Annotated in this window: 15 protein-coding genes and 1 pseudogene; 2 read left to right on the plus strand and 14 right to left on the minus strand. The window is 28.4% G+C overall.

The annotated features are described in order from the left end of the window. Window positions 1-6,005: GatB/YqeY domain-containing protein (locus tag H9661_RS04565; RefSeq protein WP_191767812.1), on the minus strand; the 6,005-nt coding region annotated here is incomplete at its 3' end. Window positions 6,006-6,862: 857 nt separating this feature from the next. After that, a pseudogene (locus H9661_RS04570) lies at window positions 6,863-7,159 on the minus strand (B12-binding domain-containing radical SAM protein); the annotation flags it as partial. A 201-nt stretch (window positions 7,160-7,360) separates the two neighbouring features. Here H9661_RS04570 and H9661_RS04575 point away from each other — a divergent pair. Beyond that, window positions 7,361-7,546, plus strand: a complete 186-nt coding sequence (locus H9661_RS04575; RefSeq protein WP_143315610.1) for a hypothetical protein — start codon at window positions 7,361-7,363, stop codon at window positions 7,544-7,546. Between the two features lie 77 nt (window positions 7,547-7,623). Continuing rightward, window positions 7,624-8,004 carry a LytR/AlgR family response regulator transcription factor gene (locus H9661_RS04580; protein WP_143315612.1) on the plus strand — a complete coding sequence of 127 codons (381 nt, stop codon included), beginning with the start codon at window positions 7,624-7,626 and terminating at the stop codon, window positions 8,002-8,004. A 289-nt stretch (window positions 8,005-8,293) separates the two neighbouring features. Here the strand turns inward: H9661_RS04580 and H9661_RS04585 are convergent, their stop codons facing one another. The 12 genes from H9661_RS04585 to H9661_RS04640 all read right to left on the minus strand — a co-directional run bounded on the left by H9661_RS04585 (window position 8,294) and on the right by H9661_RS04640 (window position 23,261). Beyond that, entirely contained in the window at window positions 8,294-9,490 is a 1,197-nt protein-coding gene (locus tag H9661_RS04585) for an MFS transporter (RefSeq protein WP_191767813.1), read from the minus strand. Window positions 9,491-9,527: 37 nt separating this feature from the next. Continuing rightward, a complete protein-coding gene (locus H9661_RS04590; RefSeq protein WP_143315616.1) occupies window positions 9,528-10,577 on the minus strand; it encodes an ROK family transcriptional regulator in 1,050 nt (349 codons plus the stop codon). Continuing rightward, window positions 10,549-11,448: a PHP domain-containing protein gene (locus H9661_RS04595; protein ID WP_243129556.1), complete on the minus strand. Its 900-nt coding sequence runs from the start codon at window positions 11,446-11,448 to the stop codon at window positions 10,549-10,551. Before H9661_RS04595 ends, H9661_RS04590 begins: the two co-directional genes overlap by 29 nt. A 74-nt stretch (window positions 11,449-11,522) precedes the next feature. Next, the gene (locus H9661_RS04600) at window positions 11,523-13,604 is read right to left on the minus strand and encodes a beta-galactosidase (protein ID WP_191767814.1); all 2,082 of its coding nucleotides are present in this window, start codon (window positions 13,602-13,604) and stop codon (window positions 11,523-11,525) included. A gap of 116 nt (window positions 13,605-13,720) precedes the next feature. Next, entirely contained in the window at window positions 13,721-14,746 is a 1,026-nt protein-coding gene (locus tag H9661_RS04605) for a zinc-dependent alcohol dehydrogenase (RefSeq protein WP_191767815.1), read from the minus strand. A 12-nt stretch (window positions 14,747-14,758) separates the two neighbouring features. Next, window positions 14,759-15,697, minus strand: coding sequence for an inositol monophosphatase family protein (locus H9661_RS04610; RefSeq protein WP_191767816.1), 939 nt, complete (start codon window positions 15,695-15,697; stop codon window positions 14,759-14,761). Between the two features lie 14 nt (window positions 15,698-15,711). Then, window positions 15,712-16,992: an aspartate aminotransferase family protein gene (locus H9661_RS04615; protein WP_207706225.1), complete on the minus strand. Its 1,281-nt coding sequence runs from the start codon at window positions 16,990-16,992 to the stop codon at window positions 15,712-15,714. A gap of 257 nt (window positions 16,993-17,249) precedes the next feature. Next, a complete protein-coding gene (locus H9661_RS04620; RefSeq protein ID WP_191767817.1) occupies window positions 17,250-18,689 on the minus strand; it encodes an Rne/Rng family ribonuclease in 1,440 nt (479 codons plus the stop codon). A 13-nt stretch (window positions 18,690-18,702) separates the two neighbouring features. Continuing rightward, the gene (locus H9661_RS04625; protein ID WP_191767848.1) at window positions 18,703-19,404 is read right to left on the minus strand and encodes a TIGR03936 family radical SAM-associated protein; all 702 of its coding nucleotides are present in this window, start codon (window positions 19,402-19,404) and stop codon (window positions 18,703-18,705) included. Then, window positions 19,388-21,244: a TIGR03960 family B12-binding radical SAM protein gene (locus H9661_RS04630; protein ID WP_191767818.1), complete on the minus strand. Its 1,857-nt coding sequence runs from the start codon at window positions 21,242-21,244 to the stop codon at window positions 19,388-19,390. Before H9661_RS04630 ends, H9661_RS04625 begins: the two co-directional genes overlap by 17 nt. 184 nt (window positions 21,245-21,428) lie before the next feature. Continuing rightward, entirely contained in the window at window positions 21,429-22,892 is a 1,464-nt protein-coding gene (locus tag H9661_RS04635; RefSeq protein ID WP_191767819.1) for a nicotinate phosphoribosyltransferase, read from the minus strand. Between the two features lie 15 nt (window positions 22,893-22,907). Beyond that, the gene (locus tag H9661_RS04640) at window positions 22,908-23,261 is read right to left on the minus strand and encodes a hypothetical protein (protein ID WP_191767820.1); all 354 of its coding nucleotides are present in this window, start codon (window positions 23,259-23,261) and stop codon (window positions 22,908-22,910) included. Window positions 23,262-23,269 lie beyond the last annotated feature (8 nt).

Below are 23,269 nucleotides of genomic sequence, written 5' to 3' on the forward strand. Positions count from 1 at the left end.
CTTCCGATTGCATTATATTCATTTATATAGTTACCATATATATGAATTGTTTCTTGTCCGTTATTTACTTTATATATTTGTATTCCTAAGTTTATTGCATTTTGTATATCACTTAGCTTTAACTTAGTTCCATCTGTTACTGTTATTGTTTTACTTTCTTTTATATCTGCATTTATACATATTATATTATCTTCTGTTACCTTTGTTTCGCCAAGTCTTTTATAGTCTTCAACACTTGCTTCGCCTGCGATTATTCTTCCTGCTGCCTCATATCTTTTTGCTAGTATTTCATCTATAACCTTTTGTACTTCCTCCTTTGTTAACTTACTTCCTTTTACTTTTTCTGCTTCTTCTATTGCTACTTTTATTTGTGATACTACTAGTACTGATTCTGTATTATCTGCTGTTTCTTTTATTATTTTTATCAATTCATTTCTTGTTAAGTATCTTCCATCTACTAACATTCTTGCTATCTTTATTTGATCTCTTATTGTTGCTAGTTTTTCTATATCTACTCTGCTACTTCTTCCGATTGCATTATATTCATTTATATAGTTACCATATATATGAATTGTTTCTTGTCCGTTATTTACTTTATATATCTGTATTCCTAAGTTTATTGCATTTTGTATATCACTTAGCTTTAGCTTAGTTCCATCTGTTACTGTTATTGTTTTACTTTCTTTTATATCTGCATTTATACATATTATATTATCTTCTGTTACCTTTGTTTCCCCTAATCTTCTATAGTCTTCAACACTTGCTTCGCCTGCGATTATTCTTCCTGCTGCCTCATATCTTTTTGCTAGTGTTTCATCTATAACCTTTTGTACTTCTTCCTTTGTTAACTTACTTCCTTTTGCTTTTTCTGCTTCTTCTATTGCTGCCTTTATTTGTGATACTACTAGTACTGATTCTGTATTATCTGCTGTTTCTTTTATTATTTTTATCAATTCACTTCTTGTTAAGTATCTTCCATCTACTAACATTCTTGCTATCTTTATTTGATCTCTTATTGTTGCTAGTTTTTGTACATCTACTCCACTACTTCTTCCTATTGCATTATATTCATTTACATAGTTACCAGATGGATTAATTTTTTCTTGTCCATTGTTTGCTATATATATTTGTATTCCTAAGTTTATTGCATTTTGTATATCACTTAGCTTTAACTTAGTTCCATCTGTTACTGTTATTGTTTTACTTTCTTTTATATCTGCATTTATACATATTATATTATCTTCTGTTACCTTTGTTTCCCCTAATCTTCTATAGTCTTCAACACTTGCTTCGCCTGCGATTATTCTTCCTGCTGCCTCATATCTTTTTGCTAGTGTTTCATCTATAACCTTTTGTACTTCTTCCTTTGTTAACTTACTTCCTTTTGCTTTTTCTGCTTCTTCTATTGCTGCTTTTATTTGTGATACTACTATTACTGATTCTGTATCATCTGCTGTTTCTTTTATTATTTTTAGCAATTCACTTCTTGTTAAGTATCTTCCATCTACTAACATTCTTGCTATCTTTATTCGATCTCTTATTGTTGCTAGTTTTTCTATATCTACTCTGCTACTTCTTCCGATTGCATTATATTCATTTATATAGTTACCATATATATGAATTGTTTCTTGTCCGTTGTTTATTCTCTTAATAACATCTTCAACACTTAATGCTGATTTCACAATTACTTGAGCATTTTTAGCTTTAATATCTACATTACCTTTCATTTCACCATTGATATAAATCAAGTTATCAACAGTAACTGCAGTAACTCCTATTAAATTATAATCATCTAAAGTCCCTTGACCATTATTAATTCTTATATAAGCATTATTAATATTGATTATTACAGCAATATCAATTTTTATTTTTGCTGAATCTGTATATCCTCTACCTTTAATATCTGCATTAACATAAATTAAATTATCTATAGTTACTCCAGTTATACCTAAATATGCATAATCACTTAAAGTTCCTTCTCCTGCATTTATTCTTACTAATATTTCATTTATTGAAGTAACTTTATTAATATATGCTTGAATTTCAGCTAAAGTACTATAACCTTTCCCCTTAAGTTCTGCATTTATATAGATTAAATTTATTTCTGTTATCCCAGTAACACCTATAATATTGTAATCTACTAATGTTCCTTGTCCATTATTTATTCTGTCTAAAGCTGCATGTATTTCAATTACAGTATTTACCGCTACCTTTATTTCAGGTATTGTTCTGTAGTTTTTTCCTTTTAATCCTTCATTTATATATATTAGATTGTTAACATTCACTTCAACTAATCCTAATAACTGAAAATCTGCTAACGTTCCTTGTCCATCATTTATTCTATCAAATGCTGCACAAACAGCTACTACTGTATTAACTGCAATTCTATATTCTCCTAATGTCAAATATCCTTTTCCTTTTACCTCTGCATTTATATATATAATGTTATGTTCAGTTACTCCTGATATTCCTAGTACTATATAATCATTTAAAGTTCCTTCGCCTCCGTTAATTCTTACAAAAATATCCACATAGCTAACAACTTTATTTATAGATGCTTGTACCTGTACTAAATCTCCATATCCTTTTCCTTTTAATTCTGCATTTATATAAATTAGATTATTAATATTTACTCCCGTTGCTCCTATAAGTTCATAATCATCTAAACTTGCATTTCCTAGATCTATTCTTCCATAAGCAGCTCTTATATTAATTACTAAATTAACTCTTACTTGTATGTCTGCTTGATTATTATAATTTTTACCCTTTAAATCTACATTTACATAAATTAAGTTCTGAACATTAACTCCTGTTATTCCGATGAATTCATAATCATCTACACTAGCTGTTCCTAAGTTGATCCTTTCAATTATTGCAGCTATTTTTAAATGTATTTCATATTGAGCTACAATATCTTTTACCTTTACTTGGACATCACTTAAAATCCTATAACCATAACCTTTAATATTTATATTTATAAATATTAAGTTATCTACTGTTACTCCTGTTGCTCCAATAATTCTATAATCATCTAAAGCACCTTGTCCTAAATTTATCCTAATTAATGCATCATATATTTTTATATTAGCTTCTATTCTTGTCTTTATTTCTGCTATAGTAATATAACCTTTGCCTTTTAAATCTGCATTAATATAAGCTAGGTTATTGACATTTACTCCAACTATCCCTAATAAATTATAATCTGCTAAAGTACCTTCACCAAAATTAATTCTTATTATTGATTCATATATCTTAACTACTATATCTATTCTAGTTTGTACATCTCCAATTGCTTCATAAGATCTTCCCTTTAAATCAGCATTTACATATACTAAATTATCAATTGTTACTCCAACAGCCCCTATAATTCTATAGTCTTCTATAGTTCCTTGTCCTAAATTTATTCTTGCATATGCATTATATACCTTTACTAAAACATCTATCTTTATTTGTAGTTCTGATACTACAAAAGAAGTGTTTCCTTTTATATTTATATTTACATATACTAAATTATCTACTGTTATTCCAACTATTCCTATTACTTTATAATCTTCTATTGTTCCTTGCCCTGCATTTATCCTTACAAATGCATTGTACATTTTTACTAGCACATCTATCTTTATTTGTAATTTTTCTGCTACAAAGTAGTCATTTCCCTTTATATTTATATTTACATATACTAAATTATCTACTGTTATTCCAACTATTCCTACTACTTTATAATCTTCTATTGTTCCTTGTCCTGCATTTATCCTCACAAATGCATTGTACATTTTTACTAATACGTCTACCTTTACTTGTATCTCTTTTGATGCACTATAGATAGTTCCTTTTATATTTACATTTATATATACTAAATTATCTACTGTTACTCCAATTACACCTATAGTAGTATAATCATCTAATGTTCCTTCCCCTCTACTTATCCTTCCATAAGCATCATAAACTTTTACTAGAATATCTACTCTTTCTTGGATTTCCGGAGAAGTAGTATAATTTCTTCCCTTTAAATCTAAATTTATATATGTTAAATTTTCTGTTGTTAATCCAACTATTCCTAAATATTTGTAATCTTCAACAGTTGCTATTCCTTCATTTATTTTTCTAAAACACTCATTAGCTTTTATAATTGATTCATATATTTTTATTACTATATTTACTCTTTCTTGAACTGCTTCTTTTGTTACATAATCTTCTCCTCTAACATTAATATTTATATATGCTAGATTTTGTGCAGTAACACCAACTACTCCTATAGACTCATAATCTTTTAAAGTTGCTTGTCCTAAATTTATTCTTGTATATATAGCGTCATTTTTAATTACTAATTCTACTGCTATCTTTATTTGTGCTATAGTTGTATAATTCTTTCCTTGTAATGCTCTATTTACAACTAATAGATTGGTAGATGTAACCACATCTATTCCGATAGCTTTATAATCTTCTATAGTAGCATTGCCTGAATTTATAGCTTCTATAGCTTTAAATAATCTTAATGTGCTGTCTACAGATTCTTTTATCTCACTTCTTAATAAGTCATTTCCTTTTTTATCTCTAAGAATTTTTATATCAGCTCTTATAGCATTAATACTTTCTTGAGTTACCCCTCCAATTGTTAATGCTTCATAATCCTTTAGACTATCATTTCCTCCATTTATATTCCTTAATGGTATTACTACCTTATCTATCGCTTCTTGTACACTTTTTAAAGTTCTATAGTTTTTTCCCTTTAGTGATTCATTTACATCAAATATGTTATTAATATTTACTCCAGTTGCTCCAATATATTTATAATTATCTACTGTAGCTTTTCCTGAATTTATATAATAGAAGAAATCTATTATCTTTAATGATTCATCCACTGCACCAGCTATCTCAGATTTTGTTAAATCCTTTTGTTTAATAGCTCTTTTTCCTAATATTACTTCTCTTATCCAACTAATATTATCTTTAGTTACCCCTTCTATTCCTAATATTTCATAATCTGCTTCTGTTTCTTTTCCATCGTTTATTTTACGCAAAGGTTCTATAATTGTATTTATTTCTACTTTTACATTCCCTAATTCTGTCCAACCTTTTCCCTTTACCCATTCATTAATATCTGAGATATTAACCTCATTAACTTCATTTATTCCTATGAATTTATAATCATCTATAGTAGCTTGTCCCTGATTTATCTTATCTAAAGTTACTTTTATTTTATCTATAACTTTTTGAGTAACATCTATTATTTCTGCTCTATTTAAATTATCTCCTTTTGTAGCTTTTTTACTTGTTACACTTTTCCTTATTAACTCAATATAATCAAACTTTACATTATATATTTCTAATGTATTGTAATCATCGATTGTTTCTATCCCATTATTTATATTTGAAGTAGCTAATAATATTTTATCCACCACTTCTTTTATTTTACTTATACTTCTATATCTTTTGTCTTTTAACCAATTATTAATATCTGCTATGTTTTTATTATTAACTTCAGTAATTTGAATTAAACTATAGCCACTTTCTTCTCCTTGGCCTAAGTTTATCTTATCAAAAATCACATCTATTTTTGCTACAGTGTCATCTACAATAGCTGAAATCTCATCCTTATTCAAATTTTCTTTCTTTTTTATCTTTGCATCTGCTACTGCTTTTCTTATGACCTGAATATTATCTAATTTTACTTTTCTTATTCTCAGTAAAGTATAATCGTTCAAATCTTCTGTTCCATTATTTATTCTTATAATGGCTTTTTCTTCTTCAGACAAAGTACTATCCACAGTAGTAGTTCCACTGTCACTACTGACAAAAGTATTAGTACTTACAACATTTTCTTTTGTAGTTAATCCCCCAGCTTCCTTATTATTTGTCATTTCTTCGTTATATGCACTTTGGCTAATATCCCCTTTCACAGGGATAACTTCTGCCGCATACGTATACACCGGTATATCCATCACGCATTTACCTAATAATGCTAGTATAGATATAATTATGGTCCTTTTTATAATTTTATTCATTTACCCACCTCCTTCCCTATGATAACATATACTGTATCACATGTAATTATATTATCATTCTTCATATTACTGCATAATACGAGTTATTTCGACTACTGTATTTAGTTCGTTCGACAAAAAATAATTGTCCCATTTTTATGAAAAAGTCATCTTTTTTAAGGGAAGATATATCAAGTCACATTCCCACTGACAAAACTATACTTATATCTTCTACAATATACCTAAATAATTCTTTTGTTGCTGAATCAGTAAATTTCCTTCCTTTTGATATACCTGCAAATACCCTCTGAAAATGTTTTTCAAGATTCCTATTAAGTAAATAACTAACACACTTTATTATTTAAAGTTAAATATTAATATATATTCGCAAAACATTTCGCCGATATTCGACAAAAAAACTGTTTAAAAATAACTTTTATAAATAAAATTATTTTTAAACAGTATACCATCATCAATTATTCTATTTTAATTAAATATTGTTCAATATTCTTCTTTTGATTTTTAAATATTAAAGGTTCAACCCTATACCCTTCAATACCACCCACATAATTAATATAAATTTCTTTATCAAGCCCATCTATATTATTTTTTTAAAAAACTATATCTTCTCTAATTTTATCCTTATATGTCTCATATACCTCTATAAAGAAATCATTAATACCATTTTCATTATGATATCTAGTTATCTCATTATTGATTAGACCTTCTAAATAAGATAACTTTAGTAAAGCGCCACTACCTAAACATAATGGACATTATTCTTCCATATATTCATAGATACTCTTCCCTACTCTTTTTTTAGAAATTTGAACTAAGTTTAATTCCGTGAATGGGAATATCTTATGATTTCTTCCATCTTCTTTTAATGCTTCTTGCCAAGTTTCAAAATTAAAGTACTCTGACCATCCATCAAACTTCTCATCCTTTTCAAAAGCTTTAATTAATACTTCACACATTCTCCTATCTCCTCTAGCAAATAGAACTTTCATATATGAAGTTTCTTGATGATGGTAGTTATAATAGATACTCCTAGATTTAATTGACCCTTTTACAGCCTTAATCTTTTCATTAACTTCCTCTATTTTTGCCATAGGAGCCCATTGGAATGGTGTGAATGGCTTTGGTATAAGTATTGATGCGCTTACAGTTATCTTTTATAAAAAACTCAGGCACGAGAGCCTGTTGATATCATCTTAGAGCCCTTTAACATTGCTTAGGTATCTATTTAGTTATTTTGATTGAAATGCATGTATGATATTCCACTCATTTCTATCAATAAATCTTAGGTTACATAATATGGTTATATAAGCAATTTAATCCTTACATTATAATATTTGTATGAAGGAGGGATAGATATGTTTAAAGTCCATAAGAAATTAATTTCTTCAAATGTACCAAGAACTATTAGATTTACGGAGGAACTATTTAATGAATTAAATAATGTAGCAATAAACGAAGATATATCTTTTAATCAATTAATTCTTCAATGTTGTGAGTATGCTCTTATGGAGTATGAAAAAGAAAATAGTGATGAAAATTGATATTTTCTATTTAAAAAATTGAAAATGCAAATAATGAAGCTTAAAGTAAATTTTAGTTAATTAAGGAGTGAGAAAACATGAAAAGGCCAAATGATGTTGAGCTAAATTGGAAGCATGGTGAACCATATATAGTTGATAAAACTGATAAGGGAATATATAAGATATATTTAGAAGATATTATATACATAGAAACGTATAAGAGAAATACATTAATTCACACGAAAAAGGAAAACATTTTAAGTTATAAAACTATGAAATATCATTTAAAAATTCTAAATAACAGCTTTTATAGGTGCCATGAAAGTTATATTGTAAATTTTAAATATATAAGTAAAATAATAAAATTAGATATTACCCTAAAGAATAATGAAATATTGCCATTAAGCAAAAATAGGAAAATAGGATTTTTAGAAGCATTATTAAACTTTTATAGAAGTCAATTACTATCTAATAACTAGAGGCTTAGCCCAAAAGAACAGTTAGTCTAAATAATTTTCAATAAAACAAAAAAATTTAACTTCATTTTAAAAAATAGATGTAAAAAATATTGATAATACTTAATTTTTTGCATTAAAATATAGGGGCAACAAATTACTTAATGCCCCTATATAATTTTAACTGGATTTGAGTCCGAAATTAAATATATTTTCTAAGAATATAAGAATTACATATGGAATAATCACATCTATAAGACTTTCATCAAACTAAAAAGAGCGTCAATTTCGTTGACACTCTCTTGAAAGCTTCTTATTGCCTATCATTATTTAATAATTGGAACCTATAACATATTATCTTATTAATTATTATAAACATTATTAATATAACTAATAGCACAATAAATAGTAATTCCAGTGAATATTTAGATAAAAGTAATCCTATTCCTGAAGAAATTATAGATCCTCCAAGGCATGCTGCCCCAACTTGGTACCCAATCAATTTCTCTGCCACATCTTTACTGAAACGTATTGGTGTTTCATGCATTAGACATGGATATACCGGAGATAATCCCATACCGAACATAATTACTCCAATTACATTACATGTATAACTATAGGTGAAAATAATGAATAATAGCCCTAGAATAGCCATGACTAGTCCTATTGTAATCATCTTTCCGTTCCCTACCTTATTTACGATAGTCCCTGAAATTAACCTTCCTACCATAATAGATGAATAATAAATAGTTACTGATATTCCTGCTAATTCTATAGAAATATATCTTGACTCTATCAATACACTATTTAACCATGTTCCCATTGATAATTCCATTCCAGTATATAAAAAGAATAATATTACAGCTAAAAACTGAACATCCTTCGAAAATAATCCTTTTACTTTAAGCTTTTCCTCTTGCTCTTTCTCTTGATTTAAAGTCCTAGGTTCAATTTTCCAAAGCCCTAACAAATCACTTATCAATAAAAGAATTGATATTGATAATTGTATACCTGAAATTATAATATATCCAATCTGCCATGTATTAATATTAGTTATTGAATAAGTCATTATAAATGGTCCTAGAGTAGCACCAATTCCCCAAAAACAGTGTAACCAATTCATATGCCTAGACGTATAATTACGTGCTACATAATAATTAAGTGTCGAATCAACAGCACCTTGTCCTAATCCTAAAGGTATAGTACATATAATTAACCATACGAAATTAGATGAAAATGAATATCCTAAAAGAGATAATCCAGTTAATAAACAACTAAAAAATACAATACCTCCAGTTCCGAAAATTTTCAACAATCTCCCATTCATTATGCTAGAAATGAACGAATTACATAAAAGTAATGTTGTTAATATACCAATACTTTCAAGTGGCAAATTCATATCAATTCTTATACTAGGCCAAGCAACTCCTAGTACTCCATCTGGAATCCCTAGACTAATGAAAGCTAAATATATAATTATAATTAATATATTTTTTTTATTTTTAATCACCTTATTACCTCCTCATACTCTTTCGATTTGCTAGATCTTATATATTTTCAATATAATTTCTAGCTGTTAAATGAGTAAGCCCTTCAAGATAATATTTTGTATCATTTTCTGCTAAAGCAATATTAGGCATCATAATGTCTGAAATATATCTTTTAACATATTTATAGATTATTTCTAAATTCATGTTTTTTATATTTTCATTATCTCCCCCAACTACAACTAAAGAAGGATTTATGACACAATTTAGAATTGAGATTATTCTAGCAATTAATTCTACGCATTCTTCATAAGTAGAATATTTTAAAATCTCATTAATATTTTTGCCATCCTTCCATGGTAGAAAACCTAATTCCCCAGCAAATTTATTATTACCATGAACTATCCTACCATCAACTATTATACCTGCTCCTATACAACTATTATTAAAATGAATATATACAATATTGCTACTTTTAACGCTTATATCATTAAATTCACAAACTTTATCAATAACATATCCATAAGCAATAGCATTTAAATCATTTTCTAGAATTACTGGTATATTTAACTTTTCTTGAATTTCTTGTCCCATTTTATTTATGTGCCAAATATTAAACCCTTTACTTATATAGAAGTGTTTTTCCTTTACTATTCCTGGCACTCCTATTCCTACAGAGCAAATATCCCACTCACCTTTTTTTTCCAACATAAAATTTATTAAAATATCAATGTTATTCTCAATAGCATTAATATTTCCTTCTTCTTTTACATTGCTAAGCAAGTCGCTAATCTTATAAATAATTTCTCCATTATCAACACAGAACGTTAAGATTAAGTTTTTCTCTGGATTTATTGTATATCGTTGAGCCCGTCTACCACCACTAGATTCATCTAACTTTAATTCAATAACATCTCCATTTTCTTTTAATTCTTCTAATAAAGTTCTTACTGTCGTTAAACTTATTTGAGTTTCTTTCGATATTTCTCCTCTAGTTGCAGAACTACGACTAATTAGAACCTTATATATCAAACCCATATTCATTCTTTTAATTAGTTCTGGTTTTACAACTGTTTCATTGTTATAATAACCAATGTTTAATAAGTCCATCTAATATCTCCTTTTTCTTAGAGGTACAATCTACGCTTCCTATTTGAATCTTAGGTTTTGTTTTTCCGTGGAAGTCACTACCACAAGTTAAACTTAACTTTAGCCTAGATGCTTGTTCGATATAGAAGTCTCTTTGATATTCAGAATGATAGCTACTAAATGCCTCAATTCCTACAATCCCTTCTTCCACAATTCCATCTAGAATATCTATATTTTCTTTAATATTATTACCAGGATGTGCTAATACCGCTACTCCCCCTGCTCTATTAATCATATTTATAGCTTCTGTCAAAGTAATATACTTTATCTCAACATATGCTGGTTTTCCTTGTGAGCAAAAATCCCAATAGAAATTTACATATGGATTATCATCTCTGTTCCCCCCCGGAAAGTACTCTTTAAGTAGCTTATTATCTTTATTTCTCTCATCCCCCAAAGCAACTTCTGCAATAATTTCTCCTGTTACTACGCCATCTTTCGATATTTCTTTCACCTTATCATCATCAACATATATTCCTAACTCTTTTATTATCTGAACTTTTTTAGCAGCAGCTCTTTTTTCTTGATTTAATATATTAATTCTATTTTCTTCAAATTTTTCATAATCCGGATTTACTCCATATCCTAATACATGTAAATTAATATTATTATAAGTACAATCTAATTCTATAGCAGGAATTACAGTTATTCCCAGTGTCTTTCCATATGATACTGCTTCTTTTACACCTTGCGTACTATTATGATCTGCTATTGCTAATACACTCATTTTATTTTTATAACCGATATCTATTAATTCCTTGGGCGTATATTCTCCATCATCACTATAATAAGAATGTAAATGCAAATCTACGTTAAAATCCAAATCTCTCATAATCATACCCCTTCTCTATACTTTTATTACATACTTTTATAAGTACATAACAAAAGTATAGCCCATTTTACTTTTTATGTCAATACAGTAATTTCATTACTTACTCTGTAAATATCTCCATAAAAATCTAATGAAATGATATTATTTTTATATTCTACATATGCTTTTTCTGATATATTATAAATTTCATTTACATTTTTAATATAAAAATCAGTTAATTCTTTATGATTAAACTTAAATATTGCAAAAGCTTTCGCTACTAATATAAATTTGAGCATTTCCCCATTTATATTAATTTCTACTTTCTGATTTTTCTCATCTTTGCTAACAACAAATAAATATTTAATTTTCTTATCACTATCAACGCGAGTAGATATAAATACATTTCCCTTTAAAACTTCCAAATTCAATCGTTTTTCAAATACCAAATTGAAATTTTTTTCATCTAGCTCAAACTTGTAAAAAAACTTAGAATTAATATCTCTATTTTCATAATATTTTCTTAAATCACAACATGCCTTTAATTTTTCATCTAAATTTGGAATATCATTATAACAGTGTAACTCTCCTCCATCTTCTAAATAATTGATAAGTTTTTGTTGAACTTGAGATGAAAGAAAATTAAAGCTATAAAAAATCAAATACTTATATTTTCTTAAAGACTCTTCTTTAACATTTTCTAAATCAACTAAATTAAATTTCAAATTTTCATTAATACATGTAGAAATAATTACATCCAAATTATTACTAATCTTGCCCCATGCTTCCAAAGAGTAATATGGTCTATAAATACATACCCCTATTTCTGCCTCTACATCACAATCAAGCAAATCCTTTTGCGCATTTAAAAAAGTATTAAAATGTTGTAGTGACTTATATTTATTATGTGAGCTTTCAGAATCACTAATAGGAGCTGCTTCACAATATGGACCACTAAATAATTTAGGATCTTCAGCATACATATTTATTGTTTCATAACTAAATTTAAGATGTTCTGCACATGAATTTGTTGAACATACATTATAAACATTAAATCCATTAGATCCTCTTGATATCATTATTACTTCATGATATAGAGAAGTAATAGAATATTTATATTCTTCTCCAGCCCATAAATGTCCCCAATTATCCTCAATATTCCCCCACTTTGCATAACTAGCGACAAAAATTATCTCATTAAATGCTTTTTGGCTATACATAGCATTAGGAAGCCAATTAGTGTAAGCAAAAGTAATCCGAGTATCATTAACCCTATTTCTTGTAATCCATGATGCATAAGAGCTATCTTCATCAATCTTAGGAGGATTTATATTGGCAATAATAGGAATATTGTATTTTCTAAAAATTGCTGAATAATTTTTGTAAAACTTCTCTAAATATTCACAGCTCCATTCGCCCCAATCAATATAATCTAAGTCATCTTTATATAAATCTTCCTTATTTCTTTCAAATATATCTTCAAAACTGCTATAGTCTGTATCATGAAGTAAATTATATAATCCTATATATCGATATTTTTCTTTAAGATAATTATTGTAGTTATCTAACCCTTTTGGTGAAAAATCATAATCAGTAATATTGCTATTAGCATTACAGTATATTCCTTCATTTCCTACTTGAATCCCAATAATAGGTCCTCTTGGGTAGGCATTAACTTCCAATATGTTATAACAAATATTATCAAACCATTCCTTTGTTAAATTAAAGAAATCTTCATTTAATGGATTTGGTAATTCAGTATTCATATATTTTATTGCTTTTCCATCGTAATTTAAAATATTTTCAAACTCTCCTTTTAATACAAAATCCGGTAAACCTCCATGTTTAATTTCTGCATGTATAAATGGCCCAGGTTTAATAATACAATACATATTTTTTTCTCTAATTAATCTTAATAAAAAATTTATATCAGAATTATTATATATTTCTCCACTAAAAAAGTATTTTATAGAAACATAATTTTGAGCAGAATGATGTCTCCATGGAATATAAAACGTAACAATGGATATGCCTAATCTCTTTATTTCATCCAACTTTTCATTCCAAAATTCTTTCTTATCCCTATAATATGGGTAATCTGCTGTTATTAAAAAATTTTTTTCTCCATTTATTTGTAAAATATTGTTTTTAAAAGAAACATTCTCTGATTTATTCATTCACATATATCCTTTCTAATAAAATTTAATAAATAGGGGAGGCATATGATTTCCCCTTTTCTTCTATTATTAATTTACAAATACGCCTTCCCCTAATTTAACTATTTTTTTATCTATTACATTTCAAATACTACTTTCATTATTTCATTTTTATCTGAAACATTTTTTTCTCCAACCAATATTTTAAAAGCATCTTCTGCTTCACTTAACTTAAATCTATGAGTAATTAATTTTTCTAAATCAATATTCTCTGCCATATCAATAGCTCTAATAAACATATTATTATAGTCACCAGCACCTATTATTGTTATTGCATTATTAGTAATATATAGTGGGGAAATTGTTGCTTTGTAATTGGAATTAAATCCCATTAACACAATACGCCCACCTTTATCTACTAATTCTAAAGCCTCTTCAAATAAACATCCTGTTGCATCTACAACAGCATTTGGTTTTCTTCCAAACTTCTTAACAATACCATCTATATAATTTTTGTCATTTGCATCTACAACTTCACTATTACTTAATATGTTTCTCAAAAAGTTTAGCCTTTCTGGTCTTTTTTCTACAATAACTGTTTTCAAAGCCATTTTTTCAGCTACCATTGCAAATAATGTTCCAATTGGGCCTCCTCCCAATATTACTAACTTATCATCAAAAGTTAATTTTAATGCTTCTAAATTGTTAAGCACGCATGTAAGAGGTTCAATTAGAACAGCTCTATCATCACTAATAGTATCTGGCAATAAATAAACAAAATCTTCTGGCATTACAATATATTCAGCGAAAGTTCCATCTTTGTCTACTCCTGTTTCAGTATTTGCCTTATTGTCACATAAGTTATGAAAACCTTTTTGACAATAATAGCACTTTCCATCAAACAATGTAGGATCAATAACAACTCTATCTCCAACTTTTATTGTAGTTACATCTTTACCAATCTCTTCAATATTTCCTATTGCTTCGTGTCCTAAAACTACGTCTTTTGCTCCTGGAAAATTACCGGAATAAATCCTCAAGTCTGTTCCACAAACTCCTGTTAAAGTAATTTTAACTATTACATCTGTTGATTTATTAATTTTAGGTTCCTTTCTATACTCACAATTAACTGAATTACTTCCTTTATAAACAATAGCCTTCATAATATTTCCTCCTTAATCTTTCATAAGATCTATAACTTCATTAATACTATTAATCCAATTTATAGAATTTAAAATTTTAGAATGCAACTCCAAATTTGATGCAGCAATACAAGATTGAAGATTTTTTTCGCTTATATCAATTAGTTTTGTTAGCCCAAGATCCTTTCCAAAAGCATCAGTAATTATAACTCCAGCCTTTCTAGCAATATATACGGCTGCTGCTATATCATATGGAAACAGGTGTAACATTTTCCCATTTCCTACTTTTCTAAACTCATTTTCTAAAAATGAATTTTCTTTTACCAATCTATTTCCAATATCTATATAAGCCTCTAGCTGTCCTGTAATTATTCTAGATATAGAATAAGTAGAGCTATTAAAAATAAATACTCCCCCTTTATTGGCTGATGAATCAATCAGATCTCCAATACAATGAGTAATTATTTTAGAAGGATGTCCATTAAATTCAAAACTCCAAAACATTTTTTCTAATGAAGTGTTTTTAGATAATTTAATTTCTCCATTAGATACATATATATCCTCACTTAAATAATCAGAATAGAAGTATGATTCACTTTTAAACTCATAAAGTAAAGCATATTGAATATCATTTATGCAGGCATCTTCTTTATATTTAGCTACTGCCACTGAAAAACAACAACTTTCTAATCCAGCTGCTGCACTTCTTGTCCCATCAATAGGATCAATAATTAAAATATACTGGGGATCTTCATAAAATCTGATTAATCCTTTATCCTCTGAATAATATGCAATACTCTCATTACTACTTTTCAAAAAATCAAAGACAGCCTCTTCTGCAATATCATCAATACTAAATTGAGTATCCCCTCCCGATGAAATCCCTAAATTTCTTTTTGCTTTTAAAATATCGAAGTTGTCATTAACTGACTTTATAACACTTTTTGACAAACTAAAAATAAAATCTTTCAAGCTATTTTCCTCCTCTATAATATAAAACTTTCTAATACTTTATCTAACTTATTCATCATTATTTCACATTCTTCCAATGTAATATTAAGAGAAGGTCTAATTTTGAATACATTCCCAAATCCATACAATGAAGATCTTAATAACAATTTATTTTCAAATGCTTTTTTTACTATTGCATTAGTTAATTGGGTATCTGGTTCTTTTGACTTCTTATCTTTAACGACCTCAATTCCTATCATCAATCCTACCCCTCGTACATCTCCAATAAACTCATACTTTTCTTTAAATACCTTAAGATGTTCCATAATATAATTTCCCGCTTCTTTTACATGTTCTAAGAAACCATCTCTTTTAATAATTTCTATTGTTTTATTTCCTGCTGTACAGCTTAATACATTAGAACCATATGTGAATGAATGAAAATGAGCTTCCATTTCATTAAATTTTTCTTCCATCAAAATAGCTGCTACTTGATATCCGGTTCCTCCCAATCCTTTTGCAACTGTCATGATATTAGGACTTACATTAAAATAGTCTGCTGCAAACATTGTACCTAATCTTCCCATTCCTGTTTGAATCTCATCAAAAATAAGTTCTATGCTATTTTCATTACAAACCTTCTTTAGTTTTTGAAAATATTCCTTTGGAGGTATCTGATTCCCACCATTTCCTTGTATTGGTTCAATGATCAAACTTGATACGCTTCCTGTAGATCCATAGTTTAAATAATCTTCAATTTCCTTAACACATTGACAATTACATTCTGGATACTTTTTATTTAAATGACATCTATAGCAATAAGGATATTGCAAATGTGCTATATCTGCCTGAGCAAAATGAAATGGCTTTTTCCTAAAACTGTTTCCTGAAACATTTTGCATAAATACAGTTTGTCCAACATGACTTCTATAGAAACTTATAATTTCTGTTTTCTTATTGTAATATTGCGCTAATTTAATAGCTCCTTCATTTGCTGTAGATCCACCACATACCTTTGTAGTAACTTTTGTAAGATTTTCAGGTGAAATTTCTACTAAGTTTTTTGCCAAATTAACCACAGGTTTACACATATGTGAAGATGTTAAATGAGTTAACTTTTCACTTTGCTTACTTACAGCTTCATTAACTTCTTTATTTGAATAACCTAAGCTCAAATTAAAAGTACCAGCTTCACAATCAATATACTGATTGCCTTCTTTATCATAAAGATAAATACCTTCTCCTTTTACAAACTCTAAATCTGAAGTTTCATCTCCTCTAAACATATATTTTTTTTCTTCTGCTAATTTACTCATGGTATCACTCCTATTCGATTATATTTTTTATGAGTGCACTCTTTTTGATTTTTTAATAATTAATTAATTAATATTACATTATTTTTTTAACATTTTATCCATTTTAATACAATATTTTTTGTATAATTGAGCTTCTATGTGGATTAATTCCACTAATTTTGTTAGTGCATTATTTTCATAAAGTTAGTAAATAAAAAAAACTGATTCAGAAAATCAGTCTAACTTTGATTTTTCTGAATCAGTATATTAATACCAACTTATTCTATTTTAATTAAATATTGTTCAATATTCTTCTTTTGATTTTTAAATATTAAAGGTTCAACCCTATACCCTTCAATACCGCTCACATAATTAATATAAATTTCTTTATCAAGCCCATCTATATTATTTAAAAAAGAAACTATATCTTCTCTAATGTTATCCTTATATGTCTCATCTACCTCTATAAAGAAATCATTAATACCATTTTCATTATGATATCTAGTTATCTCATTATTGATTAGACCTTCTAAGTAGGATAACTTTAGTAAAGCTCCGCTACCTAAACATAATGGACATTGTTCTTCCATATATTCATAGATACTCTTACCTACTCTTTTTCTAGAAATTTGAACTAAGTTTAATTCCGTGAATGGGAATATCTTATGGTTTCCTCCATCTTCTTTTAATGCTTCTTTAAGTTCTTTCATAACTATAGATTTATGAGATTTGTCCCTTAAGTCTATAAAATCAATAACTATAATTCCACTTAAATTTCTTAGAAGAATCTGTTTTCCTATTTCCCTAGCTGCTTCTATATTAGTATCTAAAATAGTTTTTTCAAAACTTCTTTCCTTTATGTTCTTGCCTGTGTTAACATCAATAACATACATAGCTTCAGTTCTATCTATTACTATAGACCCTCCACAAGGCAGTACAACTTTGTTATGTCTTAATTTTAGTAGTTCTTTTTCTATATCATAATAGTCAAACAATCTTTTAGAATCATCAAACAATTCAAGTTTAACATTTTCCTCTTCCTTTAAATAATCTTCTACAAAGTCAAAGTCCCCTTTATTATCCACAATTATCTTTACAGGTTCTATTCCAACCTTATCTCTTAATATCTTATTTATAGCAAGATTATCTCCATAAAGTTTTCCAAGCTTTGTAGAATAGTTCATCCTTCTATTAATCTCTTCATATTCCTTTTCTAAAAGCTTTCTTTCATGCTTCAGTTCTTCAATACTAACGTTAGCTGCTTCAGTTCTTATAATAAGCTTTCCACCCTTAACTTCTTTAAGCTCAGCTAATATAAGTTCTTTTTTCACCTCATCTTTAAATCTCTTTGAAAATTCTATTCCACTTTCTGTGCTTTCAAGGACCATGTACTTTGAAGGAATTCCAACCTTTGTAGTCAGCTTGGCTCCCTTTTCATTTAATGGCTCTTTTAAGATTTCAACTAGAATTTCATCACCTTTTTTAATTCCTTTAGACTTAAGCTCGTTACTATAATAAAGGTAGCCTTCCTTTTCAAGCCCAATATCAACAAAAATAGAATTAGTAGCAGGAATAATATTTTTAACTCGTCCTTTATATATTTCACCTATACTAGGTCCATTACTTTCCTCATCTACAATACATTCTTCTAATATGCCTTTATTTTTAATCCCTATCCTAAGTTTCTTTTCTCTTCTCTCTATAAATATCTCTCTCATATATAAACACATCCTACCTACAATCACAAAGTGGTATAAATTTCTTATCTCTCAAGAAATACATTTCTTCTCTCTTTATATCAACAAATGCATCATTATCACACCCTAAGGTATGTGATTTAATATAATCAACTAACAAATCTGCTGATAAATGTTCCCTACTTCCTGATTGAATTAGAGTATTTATTATTAATTCTTTGTCTTTAATCCAGAACTTAAACTCATAAACAAGACTCTTTATATCAACTTCTCTTTCCCCTTTTTTACTCTTTTTAATGGTATTCCATTCCTTTTCAGCTAAAAGGGTATTAATTTCTTCTTCTAAATTCTTTATATCATTATAAGAAACTTTTATTGTGTATCTACATGCATCAATTAATGCCATACCTTGAGGAAGCTTCTTTTCGTTCTCCACTTCAACAATCTTTTTACAGGACAAAAACTTTATACCTGCTGCACTCTTCTCATTTAATCTATCTAAAATTTCTTGTTCATTTACCTCTTCTACTAAGATTAAATCCATATATTCTCCAGAAGAATAAACACCAACAGATAGAGGCTGTGCTATTGAAACTGCCATATGTGGATTAAATCCCTTTGAATATTTAGCTGGAAGTTTTGCTCTTCTTACTACCTTTTGAATTGTTCTCATTAAGTCCAAGTGAGCAATAAACTTTATCTCACTTTCTTTAGAGTATTTAATTAGATATCGCACCAGCAAAACACTTCCCTTCTTTAAAGTTTACATCTATTCCACAACCGGTACAGCCTTTTCTACAATTTTGAGTAAGTTCAGCTTTCTTAGCTCTTTCATTTTCTATTTCAAGATATTTTCTATTAACTCCAATATCTATAAAGTCCCAAGGAAGTATTTCATCGTAGCTTCTTTCTCTATATGCATAGAAATCTCCATCTACATTGCATTCTTTTAATGCTTCTTGCCAAGTTTCAAAGTTAAAGTACTCTGACCATCCATCGAACTTCTCACCCTTTTCAAAAGCTTTAATTAATACTTCACACATTCTTCTATCTCCTCTAGCAAATAAAGCTTCCATATATGAAGTTTCTTGATGATGATAGTTATAATAGATACTTCTAGATTTAATTGACCCTTTTACAGCCTTAATCTTTTCATTAACTTCATCTATTTTTGCCATAGGAGCCCATTGGAATGGTGTGAATGGCTTTGGTATAAGTATTGATGTGCTTACAGTTATCTTTAACCCTTTATTTCTCACACCTTTTGGCACTGCAAAATACTGATCTTGTATCTTATGAGCAAGTTCTCCTATAGCTCTGCAGTCATCTAGTTCTTCATAAGGTAGCCCTATTATAAAGTATAATTTAATTGTGCTCCATCCAGCTTCAAAAGCATTCTTTGATGCTTGTAATATCTTTTCTTCTGTTAAACCCTTGTTTATTACATCTCTCATCCTTTGTGAACCTGCTTCTGGAGCAAATGTTAAACCAGTCTTTTTAACCTTTTGGATTTCCTTAATTAAATCGACTGAAAAAGCATCAACTCTAATTGAAGGTAAAGCTACAGCCACCTTATCTTCACTATGCTCTTCCATAAGATCATGTACTAGAGCTTCAATATCTGAATAGTCACAAGTGCTTAATGATGATAAAGATACTTCTTGGTATCCCGAACTATCAATTAATTTTCTTGCTTGTTCTATTAAAGTTTCTCTTGATTTTTCTCTTACTGGTCTATAAAGCATACCAGCTTGACAGAATCTACATCCATTTGTACATCCTCTAAAAAGTTCAAGTACAATTCTATCATGTACTATATCTGTATAAGGCACTAAAATTTCTTCTGGAAAATCCACCTTATCAAAATCAGCTACTATTCTCTTTCTTACTTTTGCAGGTACATCTTCATATTTAGGTTTAAATTCCTTTATAGTACCATCTTCATTATAGTCAACATCATATAATGAAGGAACATATATACCTCTTATATGAGATATTTCCCTTAAAAAAGCTTTCTTATCCCACTTGCTATTTTTATATTTAATATAGACATCTATAACATCGTTCATCATTTCTTCGCCTTCACCAAGTTCAAAGAAATCAATTATTCCATGTAAAGGCTCTGGATTATATGCACAAGGCCCCCCTGCCATGATTAAAGGAGCATCATTGTCTCTATCTTCTGCTCTAATTGGTATTCCTGCCATATCAAGCATATTTAATATATTTGTATAACTCATTTCATATTGAAGTGTGAATCCTATCATATCAAAGTTAGTTATAGGATCCTTTGTTTCTAAGGCATATAAAGGTATATTATTTTTTCTTAATCGCTCTTCCATATCTGGCCATGGAGCAAAAACTCTTTCACAATATGTATCTTTTCTTTGATTAATTGTATGGTAAAGTATTCTTGTTCCCAAGTGAGACATTCCTACCTCATATACATCTGGAAAACAAAATGCAAATCTTACATCAACTTCTTCTGGATTCTTAATTACTTGATTAAGTTCTCCACCAATATATCTAGATGGTTTTTCTACTTTACATAGAATGTGATCTGTTATTTTATTCATTAATAGATCCTCCAAATTCATTTGTATTTATTGTTTTACATCAATATATTTTAACACAAGTAAGTAATTATAGAAAATGAAAAATTAAGTAATAAAAAAGGTTGACTATAATCAACCTTTTTTGCGTTACATATGTTATTCATAAAACCTATAATAATTGATATTATACTAAAGCCTTCTTATCTTACTTGTTTTCCTTCAATTTTTCAATCAACTCATTTTTTACATCCCACAATTTTTTAGATAAATCCACATAATAAGTATGAGGATTCTCAAACCTCTTTATTTCGTCCCATGTGTTAGCAAGTTGTTCTTTTGCATGAGCCTTAATCTCATCTAAGCTTGGAATATCATAAACTAGTTTCCCATCTATAAATATTGGTTCTTGTAACTCTTTAACGTAGAAATTCTTTAAAGTTTTCTTTTTCCAAGTAAACACCGGATCAAAAATAACATAATCTTCCTCCACATTAATCACTTCATCAGCCATTGTTATAACATCTGCTAAAAATTTATTACTTTCCTTATCATAAAATCTATATACTTTCTTATATCCAGGATTAGATACCTTCTCAACATTTTCAGATATCTTTATTCTAGGTATTATATCCCCATCTTCTTCAACAGCAACAAGTTTATAAACCCCTCCAAATACAGGTGCACTTTTGGATGTTATAAGTCTTTCTCCAACTCCAAACACATCAATCTTAGCTCCTTGATTAAATAAAGATGTTATTGTATATTCATCCAGAGAATTTGAAGCCACAATTTTACAATCAATAAGACCTGCTTCATCAAGCATCTTTCTTGCTTTAATAGAAAGGTATGCCATATCCCCACTATCAAGTCTTACTCCCTTTAATCTTTTTCCCATTGGTTCTAATACCTCTTTTGCCACTCTAATAGCATTTGGAATACCAGATTTTAATACTGAATAAGTGTCAACTAATAGTGTACAATTGTCTGGATAATATTCCGCATATTTCTTAAATGCTTTATATTCATCTTCGTAAAATTGAATCCATGAATGTGCCATAGTACCTGATACAGGAATTCCTAATGCTTCTCCCACTATAGTCGTCGCTGTTCCATCAGCCCCACCAACATAAGCTGCTCTAGCTCCATGAATTGCCGCATCATATCCTTGTGCTCTTCTTGCACCAAATTCTAGTACAGATCTTCCATCAGCAGATCTACAAATTCTGCTAGTCTTAGTTGCTATTAAAGATTGATGGTTTACTGTTAAAAGAATCATAGTTTCTAAAAGTTGTGCTTCGATTACAGGAGCTTTAACTGTTATTATAGGTTCATTTGGAAATATTAGAGTCCCTTCTGGTACAGCATAAATAGAGCCTGTAAATCTGAAGTTTGATAAGTAATTTAAAAACTTATCATTAAATATATCTAACCCTTTTAAATATTCTATATCTTCTTCATCAAATCTTAACCCTTCTATATATTCTATAACTTGTTCAAGACCTGCCATTATAGCATATCCACCTTGCTCAGGCACTTTTCTAAAGAACATATCAAAGTATGCTATTTTTTCTCCTACCCCGTCTAGAAGATATGCATTACTCATCGTTAATTCATAAAAATCCATTAACATACTCATATTTCTATTATCTGTTAAATCTAATTTTTTCATTTATAATCACCATAATTAAAGTACTATTGTACTAAAATCCTTTCCTTTAATATCCTTAACTGATTTTTCATATATGATTGAACTAATTGTATTATAATTTAGCCCTTTTATTTTCTTTTTGATATAGCCATTATCCATCACTATTTCAGTTAAATTTTCCTCTAAAATATGATTAATTCTAAATCCATAAGATTTTAAGAATAACCCATTATTAACATCAACCTTCACAACAATCCTTAGAGTTTTTAATTCTAATTCTTCTCTATCCTTATAATATTTTCTCCTATCTTCTGTAAAAGATAATTCCATTTCTTTAAATCTATAATCTTTTCTCAATTTATTAATAAATTCAATATAAAAATTCTTCATAACCTTCT

It is taken from the genome of Clostridium cibarium, assembly GCF_014836335.1.
Lineage (GTDB): Bacteria > Bacillota > Clostridia > Clostridiales > Clostridiaceae > Clostridium > Clostridium cibarium.